This is a genomic window from Legionella nigrisilvae, from assembly GCF_977063395.2.
Genome location: NZ_CDRUGZ020000021.1, coordinates 164,212 through 180,454 on the forward strand (window position 1 = coordinate 164,212; position 16,243 = coordinate 180,454).

The following is a 16,243-nucleotide window of genomic DNA, read 5'->3' on the forward strand; positions in this document are numbered from 1 at the left end:
TGTGGGCTGTTTGAAATCCGATTACAAATTAATTAAAGATGGTCTGTAAAAAATACTCAGGAGAAATACATGTGGAGTAAGGATTTATTTATTGATATTCCTGCACGAGATAATGCACCCCCAACTCGTTTGCATATCAAGATAGTGAGTGAAAATGAAAACCATCTCGATAAAAAGCCCTACATTTTTATGCTGCCTGGTGGACCAGGTGCGAATCACTCTCATTACAAAGATTATGAATGTCTTGCCACCACTGGAACAATGGTTTTTATCGATCCTAGAGGATGTGGATTAAGCGATAAACACGACCCTTCCTTATATACTATGGAAAATTATATTCGGGATGTTGAAGAAATTCGTACCTATCTCAAGCTGGATAAAATCGTTTTATTGGGTAAATCTTATGGAGCAATGTGTGCATTAGGATATACACTTGCCTACCCCAGCCATGTTTCCAATCTGGTGCTGGCAGCAGGCTCTCCAAGTTTTAGAAACCTTGATACAGCACGCTTAAATGTCAAAAATAGAGGAAACTTAGAGCAACAAAAAGCCTGTGAACAGTTATGGGAAGGCAGTTTTAGCAGTGATGAAGAATTAGATAAATTTTTTGATATTATGGATTCTATGTATTCCTGGAAAAAAAGACACCATATCCCCGTGACTCGACCAGCTCCTGATTATATTTTTGCTCATGAACCTTTGAATCAAGGATTTGGAGGTTTTTTAAGGACATTTGATTATGAAGATCGCTTACATGAAATAGCCTGTAAAACACTCATCCTTGTGGGCGAAGAAGATTGGATTACCGACAAAAAACATTCCGAACTCATGGCAAGCAAGATCCCAGACAATCAATTTATTATATTTCCCCAAGCCGACCATTCAATGGAATCAGATGTTCCAGAAGCATTCTTTTCAAGTATAGAGTCCTTCCTAAAAAGCCAATTTGCAAAAAAAAACGTTCACCATTTTTTTCAGGAAAAGGAAATAACTGTGAAGGGAAAACCGAATCTTAATGAGCAGATTAAAAGTTTTGAATTTACTTAAAGCGAGTTGAGTTATTTTATTGAAGACTGGTTTTTTAAAAATGCTTGTTATTAACCTTGGAGTCTCCTCATCACGACTTCATGTCCGCTCCTTTCAGATATGGTTTCATGATGCGCTTTTTTGTAAAAAAAATTATTAGTTCCTAGTTTTTTTATCTCATCTTTAGTTAACTTTAAAGTCATGTCGGTTATTTTTGTCATCTCGGATTTTTTAATGAAATGATCAATTATCCAAGCAACAATACCTAATTCCCAAAAGCCAGGACGGTTATTTTCAATTTTTTTAGCATTATCTTGTAAAATGGCCAATGTTGCTTGAGGTGGTCTTAAAAAAGCTGTTTTAATGGCTGTAAGCATCATTGCTGTAGCATATTTACGCGCATCATAAGTTTTTAACAATCCTTTATGTTTCTCTGGTTCGTCAACAGGATTGTTATTTAAAAAGTTTAAATAGGCTTCAGTTTGCTGTTTTACCTCGTACAAAAAATCTTGATCCATCACCCAAGATAAAGCTTTGTTTGCATGGAACTCTTTCGGCTGAACCATCAGTATCGAAAGTTGATCCTCTACTTCTCTTTGATGTTTCCGCGTTTCTCGCCATAATCTTACTATTTCTTTATCGCCTTCTTTGGAAACAGCTTTTCGATCTAATTCTTCTATTTTAGCTCCTACTTCGTCGAGACGATCAAGTAGTATTTTTCCGGTTTCTCGTATTAGAACATTATTTTCATTTATTAAATGATTAACAGCGTATGCCCATGTCTTTTTGTACGTTGTTTCTTTTGCAACCAAAACACCCGGATCCATACCCATTTTTCCTTCAGTTATTCGTTCAGCTTCCTGAAGTCCATTTTGTTTTTTAAAAGCTTCAGTTATTTCATCCCTAACCAATTGACGGATATCTTTAGGTGATTTATTTCGATTACCTTCTTGTTCTCTTAACCATTCTTCATGACTTAATAGCTCTGCGGCAGATGCCATCATTTGAGTCAAATAATAGGTAACCTCTGACTCATTGGATGCCTGATTATATAATATTCCGAATTGGATAAGTGGTAAGTCGTTAATAGAAAGGTCTGTTTCCGCAAATAAATTTCTCAATAAAGGGGTCACATCATCCGCAAACAGAACCCTTTTACTTAATGACTGATATTTAGCATACATTAGTTTGCTTAAACCGATAGCTGCAAAGACGTAATCACCCTTTCTTAAAGCATCAATATAAGCTTGTGGTTCTCGTTTACCTTGCACATCAACCCTCTAAAAAAGCAATTTGGTTAAATTGAGATCATATCATGATTCTATAAAGTTGAGGAGAGGGGATAATTTAATTGGGAGGAATCTAATGGCAAAACAGTGGATTCCTCAAAATCTTAAATATTTTGGATATCAATGCTCAAAAAAATGCGCTCGTTGGGGTCGCTTACAATGACTTACATCTTCTATGGCATCAGATCATTTAATGGTTTTACTATTTCTTCTTCTATAGTAGTGGAGCGATGCGAACTAAAAAAGCGCATGCCAAGCAAAATACCAGGAACCACTAAAAGTGTGGAAGCAACAAAAACCAGCAATCCCTTCATAACATCTTTGGGGATCGTACTATGAGGCCTTGTTAAAGTAGCCCGGTGGTCATTAATGATTTTATGAAATGCAGTGAATCTATCGCTTACACTTAAGTTCTCATCATTCAAGATTTTTTGCGCTAATTCAAGAACTCTCTTTTTCTCCCTCGCATGGGAATTGTTAAATATTTTTGAGATGGAATCCAAACGTTCAATTTGAGCTGCACAGCGGCGAGGAAACTCTCTTCGTAATTGCTCTTTTTCTTCTTCCTTTCGGGAATCCATAGTCTGAACTACCGGGTTTTTAATAGCTGGAATGGATTTGAAAAGAGGTGTCTGAATATTGACACCGTAAGGAACCTTTACTATTCGCGTCAAATTACTCCCAAATTCTATGGACTCCTCGGAAGACGCAACTCCATCAAATTGTACTTTTATTTTATCCAATTTTTTGTCCGTACTTACAAGAGCCGTTGTAGCTCCTGTAAGCTGGGGTACACCACTAAATTCTTCTGATGAATAGCAGTGATATTCTCCCATTAAAGCGAACCATTTCCCAGGATGCTCTTGGGTTTCTTTCTCTATAATTTTGGCGGCAGTATAATTCATACTTCTTTCGCGAAACGAATCCTTATTTACAGTTGTTGGACCGCCATAAGCATATTTTTTATGCCGCTCATTATACTGTTCCGAATAAGTATACTCCGTATCAATTCCTACCACACGGATTCCACAACGTTTGGCCGCCTTGACCAGTTGTAAAAAATGATTCTTTTCCAAATAAGTACATTGTCGGCAATGGCAAGATTCATCATGAATATCTCTTACTTCCAGAGGGTAGGAAAAATCATCATTTAAACGTTCGATACGAGCTTCAGTTCGCTGATATTTTTCTGAGTTACAGAACCAGTCCGGATCGTACTCATCAAGCTCTTGCTGATCATCGTAATATAGATGTTCCAGGAATAAAGTAGTATAACCTGCTGCCTTTAGAATGCGCATATTTTCAATTAAAAAATTCTTAGGAGCGCGATCATGGTGGGTTTCGCCTACAATAAAGTTCGTCTTTAACAAATCAGGAAGCGAGGCTACTCGCGGTGGATTTCTTTCTGTGGAAGCAGCAAAAAACTTCTCTAATTTTTCCGCAAAAGAACGAGAGTTATAATTTTCTGTTATTTCTCGCACAAATTTTTTGTATTTGTTGTCTTTTGTTTTATCCAAGGAGGGCGCAACATATTCGCATGGGCTATACACAATAATTCCTCTTTTTAATCCTTACTAATTAATCTTAATAAATTTATCCCAGCACCCGCTTCGGAGTATCTAAACTCACAGGTTTTACAGGATTCCTAGACTCTGCATTACCTAAGAAAAAAGAAAAATTATTTAATTTATTTTCTTTTGCTTTAGTGAGTCTAAACTGATGTGAATCTTGAAAGTAAGATAGAAGTTTTAATCCAAAGTTTACAGTAGGATGCTCGCCTAGAACTTGATTGTATAAGACCTGAGAGTCTTTGCCCTCTTGGGGAGATAACTGTTGTAATAATTCATTCGAATGATTTTTATTGATTTCACCCCATTTTTTCAGAATTGCAGATCCATTTTGAAAAATATAATTATTAGTAAAAAGCGGATTGTTTGAAGTCTGCTCATTTAAAAAGAGATTCGCCACTAGAAATAGCGCGAGTACTCTTGTTTCTTTATAATTGGATGCTTCCGCAGAAAAAACACTAGGTATTAACAATTTAATGGGTACGAATACAGGATCAATATTTGCAATTACAAACAATAAATTCCAGCTATTGTATAAATTCATCCATTCCTTATCGATATGAAACTGGGATACTTTTTTTACTGAGTTATCTACTTTCAGTTCGGGTATCAGTGAATAGCTTAAATCTGATGCAATCGTAGTTCCTTGAGGTAAGGTGGTTTCAGCAAGTTTAAAAGAAGTTGTGTATTCTTTTTCTTCCATTAAACCAATTAGTCCTAAACCTGCTTGGGCATTCAACATACCACTGGTATTTTTGTTGTGGCCTGTAGCGTCTTCCCATACTGCTTCTAAAATATTAACAGCCATTGCGGGGAGTGTGCTGGTTGATGCAACATCCAAATTAGCAAGTTCGATATCGGCATTCCATCCAGACAAATGCTTTTGATTTACAAAATCCTGGAGATCTTCGGGAGTTTCAGGATTGGTTTCCATCAGTCGATGAAATATGATACTTGTTACACCAGGATCTATCGAAATCAGTTTTAAACGTTCGAATAAAGTTGCCCGTGAAGGGATTCCAATTAATAGGTTGTAAAAAGGATTACCTGTAGGCCCGCTTCCCCTCTGCTTCATCATATGGTTATACATGTCATGAGCAAAATCGTTACTATTAGCCATAGTAATGGTGATCGCTTCTAAAAGGCATAGTAAATTGATCTGTAACTGGATCGTCGAAGCCGCGTTTTGGAGTTCTGCATCATTGATTAATTCATGTTTTTCGATATAGGCCAGTAATCTACATACGGACTCGTTATTTAAAATACCTTCTTTGATTTTTGAAATCAGGGGATTCAAATCAATTACTCGTTTTTTAATTGTTTGAATAAAAAATTTATATTCTTCATTGGTCGTGGTCAGTTCATTTAGACCAAGTGCAGAGAATATTTGTTTCATAATTTGCGGATTTGATTGAGGGGTAATAAATTGTTCCACTCGAGTAAGAAAGTTTTGCGCCGCTGTCCGATTTCTCATATCCAAATCCTAATTCATTACCAAATGTTCTTATTTTAAACAATGTGTAATTTTTTGAGAACGTCCTCATTTGGAAAGTGATAATTTCCAAATGAGTGGATAGTGCAAATAAGGACTCTTTGTTTTTTTGACTGTTTCACTAAAATTCTCGTGCATGTTTTAGTCTTGATTTGGGCTCACATTCCGTATTTCTCTGTTCCATCTTTCATAAAGTTTTTTCAGCTAACTCGTTTGAGCCTTGGGTGATCATCATCACAAGGTCCCCTCTCAGAGCTTTATAACGAACGAAAGGCACTCTCGTTTATTTTTATAGTTGGTAACCTGGAAATTTCTGTTTACAATTAATTATTTATGCTCGCAGAGCTGAAGTTGCTTGCATCAACTATAAGGACATGGAAATTCAGATGAAGAATAATTTAACCCCACTGAGTTTACTTTGGATTTCTATTACCAGCATGGTAGGTTCTGGATGGTTGTTTGGTTCTTTATATTCAGCTCATTTTGCTGGCCCGGCTGCCATTATAGCTTGGCCAATTGCAGGGTTTTTACTTTTATTTGTGGCCTTATCCTATGCTGAGTTAGGAACGATGTTTCCGCAGTCCGATAGCTTGGCCTGCTTGTCTTTATATACTCATGGGCGTTTAACAAGTGCGCTCGTGAACAGCATGACCTGGTTTTCGTTAGCCATCCTGCCGGTAATTGAAACCCAAGGAGTCATTCAATACGCCAGTAATTATATCCCAGGTCTAGTAATGCAGCATGGGGTTAATTATAAAAATACTCCCTTAGGCTATCTACTGTCCTTAATAGTATTAATGAGTTTTGTTTTGTTCAATTATTTTGGAATTGGTTTATTTGCCCGCATTAATGCAGCATTTACGGTCTGGAAGATAATAATCCCCGTACTCACCATCGCAAGCTTAGTAACCATGAGTTATCACCCAGGTAATTTTTTTCAATATGGTGGTTTCATGCCTTACGGTTGGCAGGGGATTATGGCTGCGATGTCAAGTGGTGGTGTACTTTTCTCTTTATTGGGATTTAGGCAAGTGGTGATCATGATGGGCGAGCTTGAGAAACCAGGCCAATACATTCCGTTGATTTTGTGTGGTTCATTGTTATTTACAACGTTACTTTACACAGGCTTACAATGGGCTTTTATAGGCAGTGTTAGTGGTCCTTCACTTGCAAAGGGCTGGATGAATTTATCGTTTATAGGAGACGCAGGACCATTCGCGGCTCTGGCTGCTCTAGCCGGCATAGTATGGTTGAGTATTTTATTGTACGTTGATGCGTTCATATCACCTTATTCGACTGGCCTGGTGTATTCAACGACAGCAGCTCATATGTTAAGCAGTATGAGCTCGGTTGTGCATACACCTCAACTCCTTGCCAAACGCAATAAGTACCAAGTACCGTGGGTGAGTTTAGGCGTGAACTTTGTTCTTGCTGCGATAATGTCACTTGTATTACATGGATGGCAGGAAATGTCCGCTTTTCTTGTGGCGGTATTAATGGTTAGTTATTCCATCGGGCCTATCGCACTTATTTGTTTACGTAAACAATTACCAAACTATAAACGACCTTTTCAATTACCGAGTTGCAACCTTATTGCTTTTATGGGGTTTTATGTTTGCACAGTTGGTGTTTATTGGGCCGGGTTCAACAGCGTGCGAAAACTATTGGTAATCACGCTCCTGGGCTTAGGATGGACCGTTTTTTATTGTTTTATAAAAAAGAAAGAGAACCGTGAATTGGATGTTAAACAAGGCCTGTGGTTTATATTGTATCTTGTTGGTCTAGGTATTTTCTCTTATCTTGGTAATTACGGGGGCAAACATATTATCCCTCCGTATTGGGATTTAGTTTATTTATTACTCTTTAGCCTGCTGGTGTTTGGTTTTGCTATATTAACCCGAAAACCTAGTCTTTATACTCAAAACTTAGTTATTGAAAATGATTCCACCAAGAAAGTAATGGCTCATTAGTGGTTGAGTCGCTTGACTCAACCACTATTGTCAAAATTCTAACGTTGGTCAAAACAACCTATTCTAATTTAAAATTAAAATGCAAAATTTCCATTGTGGCCATTGCTTTCATGGGGATTTGTGATGGAGCTTTTCTTCTCACTGGAGGCATTAGAAGTCAAGCCGACAAAATGTTTGCATTGTTTTTGAAAAAAGTCGGTTCGAGAAAGGTAAAATTGATTAAAAAAGCTTGTAGCGTTTAATTTTCCTACTAAATTTTGAAATTCACTTGCTTGATTTTTTGCTACGGATTGATTATCTGAAATAACAAAACTTAACTCCACCCTCGCTTCATCGCGATTAAAATCCACTTTCACATGAGTTAAGCCTGTTGGAGTGTCAAAAAATTCCACATCTTGTACTACTGCGCGAAAAATCTTTGAACCACTGTCAAATTCAACATAAGCGTTTTCATCTCCAGGACAATTATTTTTTATTGTTTTTGGCATATTATTTCTCTTGTTTACGTTAAAAAAGAAATGCTTATACATAAATCTTTAAATAAATACAAACCTATTTTACTCTAACGAGCATCATCTATCTCTTACCCTCCATAAATTTAAGGCATTCCTGCGCAGCCGGAATCCGTAGCTCAAATAGGAAATTAATTGGAGGGACGTATTCCCGCCTAAGCGGGAATGACACTCAAGAAAACCATGACTATAGAGAGCAATGAATGGAACAATGGGCTCTATAGAAATAAGGATTTATAAACAGAGCATTTGCCATTACTTTCTCAAAAGGTACATTAAAGAGCAGGTGAACTAAAGCCTTAAGGCTTTTGCCAAATTGGGGCTCCAGTATGTCGGTTTAGGCAGGTAATATAAGTTTTTGTTCCTTTACGATCTTTAGAAAAAACAAAAACGTAATCTCCTGCAATTTGCCATGATAATATTTTAGCGTGGAAAGGGACATTCCATAAACGGACTCCAGCATAGGTATAGGCAGTAACATGATCTTGACTATCAAACGTTGAAATAACCATCACAGAATCAGGCGTAAGCTTCATTCGCTCTTGTTGAAAATCATAATCTTCCGTCGGAACAGCCGCAGCATGAGTAATTAGGGCAGTAGAAAATAAAAAGCTTAGCAATATCATTCGAAACAATTTCATATTAAACCTCAAGAATAAAAATAAAGAAATACGCTTTGTGACCCACTTTTTCATGGATGCGTATAGGATCCTTCGATTCAAATCGTGTTACGTAAGAATCCCAGCGGAAAATACAATTATTCTACGTTTTTGTAAACTTGAGATTTCTGATTATTACGTCCTTCTTTATAATTTATGAAGATAAAACCATTCGCTGGAGCGACTGTTTGAATAAAAAACAGGTGAAAGTACGAAGCGTATATCCTCACCAGTTGACTGGGCACACAATAAACTTTATATGCCTCTACTAATCCTAGATCCCCCATGTACTGAATTCATAAGTGCTTCAACAGTAGGGATATTTTTGGTTAAAGTTGGATTAATAAAACAAATAGGATTAGGCATAGCTTTTACACAATAAATATAAAAATAGTTACGGGGGCAAAATTATATCATATTGATATCTTTAATCATTTTCAGAAGCAATAGGAGCTTCCCCTCGCTGAGTTATTAGATGTGAATTTACAAAACAATCATATAGGTCTATACACTTAGAAAGAATTAAATTTTAAATTAAATTAAATTAAATTAAATTAAATTAAATTAAATATGAATATCTTATCGTGTTTGAAAGGCTTTATTGCAACAGTTGACTGTAAAAGTTTTTCAAAAGCCGCTCAGAAATTATATATATCTCCCTCTAAATTGAGTAAGCAAATAACTTGGTTGGAGGAGGAATTAAAAGTTACCCTCTTGATTCGTTCTACAACACGCTTAGTTGTCACTGAATCGGGGCATCAGCTGTATGAAAAGGCATTGAAACTTTTCGAGCAGTTAGAGTTAGTAAAGGGAATTGCGACATCGGATCAGGTCGAACTAATCGGCACAATTAAACTCTATCTTACCGTTACCCCGGCCATTCCCTATTTAACCTCATTATCTATTGAATTCATGCGACAATTTCCTAAGATTGAGCTAGATGTTATTGTAGGCTCTGATATAAAAGAACTTTATTCCTCTACATTTGATCTAGCTATTTCATTCGAAGATCTGAAGCATTCTAAACTGGTTTGCAAAAAATTATTTTCGATCCAACGGAGTGTCTTTGCCGCACCGGGTTATCTTGCGCAACATGGAACACCTCAAACGATCGATGACTTACCAAAGCATAATTGTTTGATTAATTCGCTTTATGGTCTTCAAAATAAATGGGTTTTTAATAAAAAAATTATTCCTGTCTCCGGAAATTTTAAAAGCAATAATGCAGCCGTTTTAAAACAGGCGGCCGTTGCAGATGTAGGGCTTCTATGGGCCCCTTATTTTTCAGTTTATGAAGAAATAAAAAATGAAACCTTAATCCCAGTGTTACCTCACGAATCGTCTCCCGATATTAATCTTTACGCAATTTTTCCCAAGTCCCTGGCGGATGAACAAAAAGTTAATTTACTTTTGAATTTTTTTTGTGAAAAAGCTTTATCAGAAAAAATTGCAACCTCTTTTATTGATGGAGCTAGCTAAAATAAATTCAGAAATAACTGATGCAATGACCGAGGTGCGCTAAGTCCGGGCTTTAACAGCCCAGACTCGGGTTGCGAGCATTTAAATTAAAATTAAGGATTTAAAAGGGGCAGTACCATCACTTCTGCCCAAGCCATTCAAATAAACTCACCAGACACTCATAAAAACGTAAAAAATTGATAGGTAATTTGCTTTGGGTAATTGCATTTCTTTGACAGAGAGATTAGTAAAACAAACTATTTTCCAGTATAAGTATATTTTAATCATGTTAAGATTTTTCTTTAATGGGCATTATGATCAAACGTGTTTTAACCAGTTGAGGAAGCTCTTTTAATGGCGATGCGTGACGGATTGCAGAATGGAACTATTTAGATCCTTTTATTACACGGAGTTACCGATGAAACAAAATGTCTCCCATTTGCCAAGGGAACTGAGCCACATGGTTTCATGGTCCCTTACTCGGTTGGGAAAATCCATTGCAGAAGTTTATGGGAAGGAGACCTATGAACAAATTGAACAAATTCGACTGTCCATGCAAGATACGATTGGCAGTGGAACCGGTGCACTAAGAAAGGCACTTCACAGTCTGCAAATGGAGCTTTCCAAGCTAAAAGGAAAGCAGCTTTATCAAATTGCACATGGGTTTTCCCTCATGATGGAGCTCATCAATGCTTGTGAGAGTGCCTACCGGATTTTTCGTATTAATCAAAGAAAGGAAAAAGTCTTTTCTGAGAAGCCTCAAGGTATTCATTATGTCTTAACTGCACATCCCACAGAAGCGCGAACTAATGAATTTTTAAAACTGTTTAAAGCAATTAGGGATTATCTGGTTGAAGTACTTAAATCCCCCTATCTAATGAATGAGACTCATTTAGATCAAATGCTTAAAATCTCACTGCAAATTAATATTTCCTATCACGAAAAACCAAGCGTAGAAGACGAGGCGCGCTATATCTATCAATACGCTCTTAATCCTCTTAATGTTGAACTGTATCATTCCTTTTTAACTCAAGGCATTCCTATCCAATTACGTACTTGGGTAGGCGGGGATAAAGATGGACACTCTGGTGTTAATGAAAAAATCATGGTTAGGAGTCTCGAACTTTCTCGCTCTTTTTTTATAACCTACATTCAAGAATCTCTGCAAGAAGTACTAGAAATTGTCAAACTCTCCACCGCTTTAGACAAAGACAAAACTTTGACAAATCAAATCAAACAGAGTGCTCAAAAAGCGCAGGAACTCAGGAAAATAAAACCACGGGATCACGAAAAAGTATCTGTATTCAAAGAAGAATTAGCTTCGTTACAAAAAAATACTTTACAATTTTTGAATTTCAAACCCGAACAATTTTCCATTATTTTCAGTATTTTTCAACTTTATCCCGGACTGGTTATACCCCTAGAACTCAGGGAAGATTCAGGGGTTGTAAAAGAAAGTTTAACCTGTATAAAAAAAACCACGATTATCAAGATGCTGGAGCAGGTTTACTCGATTACCCAAGGGGCAGAGCCCAAAAATTACATCCGCGGTTTTATTCTCAGCATGGTTGAATCTGCTGAAGATATAAAAAATGGCATTAACCTAGTGAAACATGTTTTTAAAAGTTACGCCTTACCTGTCGTCCCCTTGTTTGAAAACCAACTTGCGCTGACCAGCGCTGATACAATCTTAAATCACTCGATTACTGAAGATATTAGACAGAAGCATCTTCAACAGTGGGGTGGAAATTATGAAGTCATGCTGGGCTATTCAGACTCGTCAAAAGAAAATGGCGTTTTACCTTCCCGGGTTATGATTGCTAAAAGTTTAAAAAGTATTCAGTCTACCCTAGAAAGAAAAAACCTTAAGCCTATTTTTTTTCATGGATCGGGCGGCAGTATTGAGCGAGGAGGCGGGGATATCAAAGAACAAACGGCCTCCTGGTCTAAAGAAATGATGACTCATTATAAAGTGACGATACAAGGAGAGATGGTTGCAAGACTCTTTGGTTCGAGTTCCATACTCAAAAGTCAGGTTGACAAATTTATTGATATCTATTCACAAAAAGAAAACAACATAGATAAGGGTTATCCCGAGGAGTTGGTGGTATTTTCGAACAAAGTCAGTCAGAAATATAAAGACCTGATTCAAAGCGAATGGTTTTGGCCCACAATTGAACAGGCCTCTCCATATCATTTTTTGACTGAGTTGAAAATTGGTTCACGGCCAACCAGACGTAAATCAGGACCCGATCAAAGAAAGCTTCGAGCCATCCCTTGGATTTTATGTTGGACTCAAACGCGACTTCTTTTCCCAACGTGGTGGGGTCTTGGCTCAACCTGGCTAGAGCTTAATAACCTTGAAAAAAATAAGCTTAAGGTGCTTTATACAGAAAACTCTCTTTTCGCTGCTTTTATAAAACAATTAGGCGTAACCCTTTCCAAAGTATACCTCCCAATCTGGGAACAGTACTTATGTCAATTAACTGGCTCTAATAAATATCTCAAACCATTTCAATCAGAACTGGAATCAACCGTTCAATTCTTCCAGCAAATAACTGGTGAAACTGATTTTTGTTTTCATCAACCCTGGCTTGGGGAAAGTATTCAATTAAGATCAACCTTGGTTCATCCTTTGAACCTTATCCAGATTGAGGCGATGAAAAGAAATGATTTACCTCTTTTAAGAAAAACAGTCACAGGTATATCTTGTGGCATGTTGACAACGGGATGAACTTTTAACTACAAACCGCCCCTATCTGCAAAGTTCAACACCCGTGATTGCTACTTGATCTAGATGAGGTATAAACCGACATACCGCGAATGAAGCGTGTTATGTAGAGGGATAACCGCTGGCCCGATGAGAGGAGTTTAGACACAAAATATTGATCATAGCGTTTGCTATAAAACACATTCAAATCTTTTGCTATCGCCCAAAATCATAATTTTTTAACTATAATTCAATTAAGTTGTTTCATAAGTGTGGTTACCATGTTAAATAATCACGAAGTTATATCTCTACATAAAATTGTGCCAAGTTACATGCAACAGGTTCCGGAACTCATTCATGGATGCTTTTTATGTAAACCTGATTCGGAAACCGAAATTCTTGCTCGCACTGCTAATTTCTCACTGATTTGTGATATTTCACCGATTGTAGACGGACATTTAATGATTACCTCTAATACCCACATTGGGTGTTCCGGAGAAATCGATCCTATGCTTCGTGAGGAATATTTAATCTTAAAAAAAGTCGCAGGTGAGATTGTACAAACAGCTTATGGTGCTGCGGCGTATTACGAGCATGGTCGAGCTGGCCATTGTTCAACCATAGTCAATACCGCAATAAAATGTGATCATTTTCATTTGCATGTACTCCCCCTAAAAGTATCCATTAATTCTGAGTTGGAAAAATTATTTATCCAAATGGAATTAGAACAATATTCGCAAATTTTTCAATTTTTTGAGCGATACGGGAGTTATTTATATTTCGAGGATTTTTCAGGTCATATCAATATATACCCAGCTTCTGACAGCCAAGTAGAGTCACATTTATTGCGAACTTTAATTTGCAATAAAATTGGCTATCCTGAGCGCTCAAATTGGGAAACACATACCAATTTAGATTTAGTAAATAAAGCCATTGAAAATTACATGCCTATTCTTAATAGGTTAGCCAAATGAATAAAGACATTATTTATTTAAATCATGGTTCAACTTCATTTCCGAAGCCCCCAGAAGTGATCAATGCTATTGTAGAATTAATGCAGACCATGGATAGCTGTGCAAAACGGGCCAGCAGCGAGCATCAGATCAAACCGGATAAAGGGATTGCACATGCCCGGGAAAACATTGCCGAATTTTTCAATATCCCTAGTGTGGATCATATTATTTTCACCTTGAATGCTACTTTTGCAATAAACCAAGTGCTACTAGGGTTTATTAAAAATGAAGATCATGTAATTTACACGGATACGGAGCATAATTCAGTCATTCGTCCATTACATTATTTGCAAGATTGCCGGCATATCGAATTGAGCCGTATTCCTTGTGATCTCAAGGGCGAGTTACAATTGGATGTGTTACCGCAACTTATAAAAAGTAATACCAAGTTAATTATCGTTAATCATGTATCGAATGTCACCGGGAATATTAATCCAATTGAGGACGTCATAAAAATAGCGCAGCAATTTAATGTAAAAGTTGCAGTTGATGCGTCACAATCTGCCGGAATTTTACCCATTGATGTGGAGCAAATAAATTGCGATTTTTTATTTGTAACCGGTCATAAAAGTTTACTGGGGCCTTTTGGCATTGGTCTGGCCTACATTCGAGATACGAAATGTGTCGATTCAGTGATCACTGGCGGGACGGGCACAAATTCAGCCCCCTTCTTTCATCCCATTGTGGCGCCAGAAAAATTTGAGGCAGGAACTCCAAATTATATCGGAATCGCTGGCTTAGCCGCAGGAATTGAATATATCAAGCAACAAAATCTTCAAACCATGTTTGCTCATAAACAAGCGTTAAATAGCAAATGCCTCGCTGGTTTGAAACGATTTGATCGAATAAAAATTTATGGCACTGAGGACTCTGAAAAGAAAATACCCCTTATATCATTTTCCGTGAATAACATGTTGCCTTCACACATTGGCGCGTTGCTTTCCGATAATTATAATATTATTGTTAGAACAGGGTTGCATTGTGCTCCACTGATCCATAAGGCATTAAAAACATTTCCAAATGGTACTGTGAGAGTAAGTCTGGGCTATTCGAATACAAGTGAAGAAATTGATCATTTTTTAGAAGCAATTGAGCGAATAATAACTTCATGACAGCACAAGTGCTTAGCAATAAAACAATCTTTATTTTTTGGGCCCCTTTGTTATTTTTATGGCTGGTGCTCGCTTTTGAATTTCCTCTATTAACCATAATAATTACGTACCTGCCCGATAAACAACTTAATTTAGCTGCATTCGGTCTTGCCTACTCCTTATTCTTGCTCGCAGAATCACCATTATTAATGTTCAATACAGTGGCTATAAAGCTTATAAAAAATAAACAGTCTTATGAAAAAGTTAGAAATTTCTTCATTTACGTAGTAAGTTTTTTATTAATTTGCATGATGCTGTTTGTATTGACGCCTCTGTATCAATATTTATTCATCACAAGATTATCATTCGATAGAACTATTGCAGTTATTAGCCAACATGTAGTTACAATTCTTCTTCCTGCTTTTGCTATTGCGGGATTTAAAGCTTTTTATCAAGGAATATTAATTTCTCGAGATAAGCAGCCCATCATATTTTATGCGATTATTTTTCGATTTATATCGAGTGTAGTTACTGCGGTGTGTCTGGCAAATTTTAGCTCTTTAAACAGTGCTTATGTGGCGGCAATTGGGTTCTCGATTGGTTTGTTCGTTGAAGCGACAATAACTCGTGTGTTTGCCAGAAAACCCATCCATGGAATCTTTGAGGTGAAATCCTCTTATAAGCTTTCCTATTATAGAATTTCACATTTCTATTATCCGTTAATTATAACCACCGTAGCCAGTATTATAACCACTCCTATTATTACCATTTTTCTGAATTATGGCCTGAACCCAACCCTGTCACTAGCTGTCTTTCCGGTTATCAATGGGTTTATTATGATTTTTAAATCAACTGCAATGTCGTTGCAGAACGTAGTTATTTATTTTTTAAATCTTAGTGAGGAAAACAAGTTACAGTTAAAAAAGTTTTTTGCTCTTATCACTCTTATTATGTTTGCAGTTTTATTTGGAATTATTTTTACCCCTCTATTAAATATTTATTTAACAAAGATCAACGTACTGCAATCTGATCTGTCTCAAGCTGCAGTTCTACCATTAAAAATATTAATCATCTATCCTCTATTGACATTACTCGTTATTTGGCAGCGTTCTGTAATAATTCATCAACTGAAAACCCATGTATTAACATGGTCTGTTTTTGCGGAATTAATTGGGTTAGTTCTCCCACTCGTTTTATTCTATAATTTTTATCCAATGAATGGGCTGCTCAGCGCCTCTATAGCACTAATTATAGGACGAGTGTGCAGCAATATTCTTCTATTTATTGCACAAACCAGGATCGATTCACTCTCCCACCACACCCCTAAATACTAATCACTATTTACTAAAAGTGCCCCAAAATATTTCATTCTTTCTTTTTGGGTATTTAATTGACAACATTAATTTTAAAGGTACTATAACAGATTTTGGATGGCTAGCGCTTAATATATCTAGT

Annotated in this window: 12 protein-coding genes; 7 read left to right on the top strand and 5 right to left on the bottom strand. The window is 36.7% G+C overall.

The genetic code is table 11. The annotated features are described in order from the left end of the window. Positions 1-69: 69 nt before the first annotated feature. A complete protein-coding gene (locus tag ACWTE2_RS11950) occupies positions 70-1,047 on the top strand; it encodes an alpha/beta fold hydrolase (protein ID WP_454785502.1) in 978 nt (325 codons plus the stop codon). 50 nt (positions 1,048-1,097) lie between these two features. Here the strand turns inward: ACWTE2_RS11950 and ACWTE2_RS11955 are convergent, their stop codons facing one another. From ACWTE2_RS11955 to ACWTE2_RS11965, 3 genes are all read right to left on the bottom strand, one after another. Further along, a complete protein-coding gene (locus ACWTE2_RS11955; protein ID WP_454785503.1) occupies positions 1,098-2,297 on the bottom strand; it encodes a hypothetical protein in 1,200 nt (399 codons plus the stop codon). Positions 2,298-2,488: 191 nt separating this feature from the next. Then, on the bottom strand, positions 2,489-3,865 hold the full coding sequence (locus tag ACWTE2_RS11960) for a membrane-targeted effector domain-containing toxin (RefSeq protein ID WP_454785504.1): 1,377 nt from the start codon (positions 3,863-3,865) through the stop codon (positions 2,489-2,491). Between the two features lie 43 nt (positions 3,866-3,908). Then, a complete protein-coding gene (locus tag ACWTE2_RS11965) occupies positions 3,909-5,357 on the bottom strand; it encodes a symporter (protein WP_454785505.1) in 1,449 nt (482 codons plus the stop codon). Between the two features lie 404 nt (positions 5,358-5,761). On the opposite strand from ACWTE2_RS11965, the gene ACWTE2_RS11970 reads away from it, so the two are divergent. Continuing rightward, complete coding sequence (locus tag ACWTE2_RS11970) at positions 5,762-7,345, top strand: APC family permease (protein ID WP_454785506.1); 1,584 nt, start codon at positions 5,762-5,764, stop codon at positions 7,343-7,345. Positions 7,346-7,419: 74 nt separating this feature from the next. Here the strand turns inward: ACWTE2_RS11970 and ACWTE2_RS11975 are convergent, their stop codons facing one another. Next, the gene (locus ACWTE2_RS11975; protein ID WP_454785507.1) at positions 7,420-7,833 is read right to left on the bottom strand and encodes a hypothetical protein; all 414 of its coding nucleotides are present in this window, start codon (positions 7,831-7,833) and stop codon (positions 7,420-7,422) included. Positions 7,834-8,156: 323 nt separating this feature from the next. Next, on the bottom strand, positions 8,157-8,498 hold the full coding sequence (locus tag ACWTE2_RS11980) for a hypothetical protein (RefSeq protein WP_454785508.1): 342 nt from the start codon (positions 8,496-8,498) through the stop codon (positions 8,157-8,159). 588 nt (positions 8,499-9,086) lie between these two features. Here ACWTE2_RS11980 and ACWTE2_RS11985 point away from each other — a divergent pair. The 5 genes from ACWTE2_RS11985 to ACWTE2_RS12005 all read left to right on the top strand — a co-directional run bounded on the left by ACWTE2_RS11985 (position 9,087) and on the right by ACWTE2_RS12005 (position 16,122). Further along, entirely contained in the window at positions 9,087-9,995 is a 909-nt protein-coding gene (locus ACWTE2_RS11985; RefSeq protein WP_454785509.1) for a LysR family transcriptional regulator, read from the top strand. Positions 9,996-10,392: 397 nt separating this feature from the next. Further along, complete coding sequence (locus tag ACWTE2_RS11990) at positions 10,393-12,708, top strand: phosphoenolpyruvate carboxylase (RefSeq protein WP_454785510.1); 2,316 nt, start codon at positions 10,393-10,395, stop codon at positions 12,706-12,708. Between the two features lie 257 nt (positions 12,709-12,965). Further along, positions 12,966-13,658, top strand: a complete 693-nt coding sequence (locus tag ACWTE2_RS11995) for an HIT family protein (protein ID WP_454785511.1) — start codon at positions 12,966-12,968, stop codon at positions 13,656-13,658. After that, on the top strand, positions 13,655-14,809 hold the full coding sequence (locus tag ACWTE2_RS12000) for an aminotransferase class V-fold PLP-dependent enzyme (RefSeq protein ID WP_182392577.1): 1,155 nt from the start codon (positions 13,655-13,657) through the stop codon (positions 14,807-14,809). Before ACWTE2_RS11995 ends, ACWTE2_RS12000 begins: the two co-directional genes overlap by 4 nt. Further along, positions 14,806-16,122, top strand: coding sequence for a hypothetical protein (locus ACWTE2_RS12005; RefSeq protein WP_454785512.1), 1,317 nt, complete (start codon positions 14,806-14,808; stop codon positions 16,120-16,122). The genes ACWTE2_RS12000 and ACWTE2_RS12005 overlap by 4 nt, the downstream gene beginning before the upstream one ends. Positions 16,123-16,243 lie beyond the last annotated feature (121 nt).

Bases quoted from the DNA above. Each gene is read 5' to 3' on its own strand.
- ACWTE2_RS11950 (WP_454785502.1), top strand. From the start codon at position 70: ATGTGGAGTAAGGATTTATTTATTGATATTCCTGCACGAGATAATGCA.
- ACWTE2_RS11965 (WP_454785505.1), bottom strand. From the start codon at position 5,357: ATGAGAAATCGGACAGCGGCGCAAAACTTTCTTACTCGAGTGGAACAA.
- ACWTE2_RS11970 (WP_454785506.1), top strand. From the start codon at position 5,762: ATGAAGAATAATTTAACCCCACTGAGTTTACTTTGGATTTCTATTACC.
- ACWTE2_RS11975 (WP_454785507.1), bottom strand. From the start codon at position 7,833: ATGCCAAAAACAATAAAAAATAATTGTCCTGGAGATGAAAACGCTTAT.
- ACWTE2_RS11980 (WP_454785508.1), bottom strand. From the start codon at position 8,498: ATGAAATTGTTTCGAATGATATTGCTAAGCTTTTTATTTTCTACTGCC.
- ACWTE2_RS11985 (WP_454785509.1), top strand. From the start codon at position 9,087: ATGAATATCTTATCGTGTTTGAAAGGCTTTATTGCAACAGTTGACTGT.
- ACWTE2_RS11990 (WP_454785510.1), top strand. From the start codon at position 10,393: ATGAAACAAAATGTCTCCCATTTGCCAAGGGAACTGAGCCACATGGTT.
- ACWTE2_RS11995 (WP_454785511.1), top strand. From the start codon at position 12,966: ATGTTAAATAATCACGAAGTTATATCTCTACATAAAATTGTGCCAAGT.
- ACWTE2_RS12000 (WP_182392577.1), top strand. From the start codon at position 13,655: ATGAATAAAGACATTATTTATTTAAATCATGGTTCAACTTCATTTCCG.
- ACWTE2_RS12005 (WP_454785512.1), top strand. From the start codon at position 14,806: ATGACAGCACAAGTGCTTAGCAATAAAACAATCTTTATTTTTTGGGCC.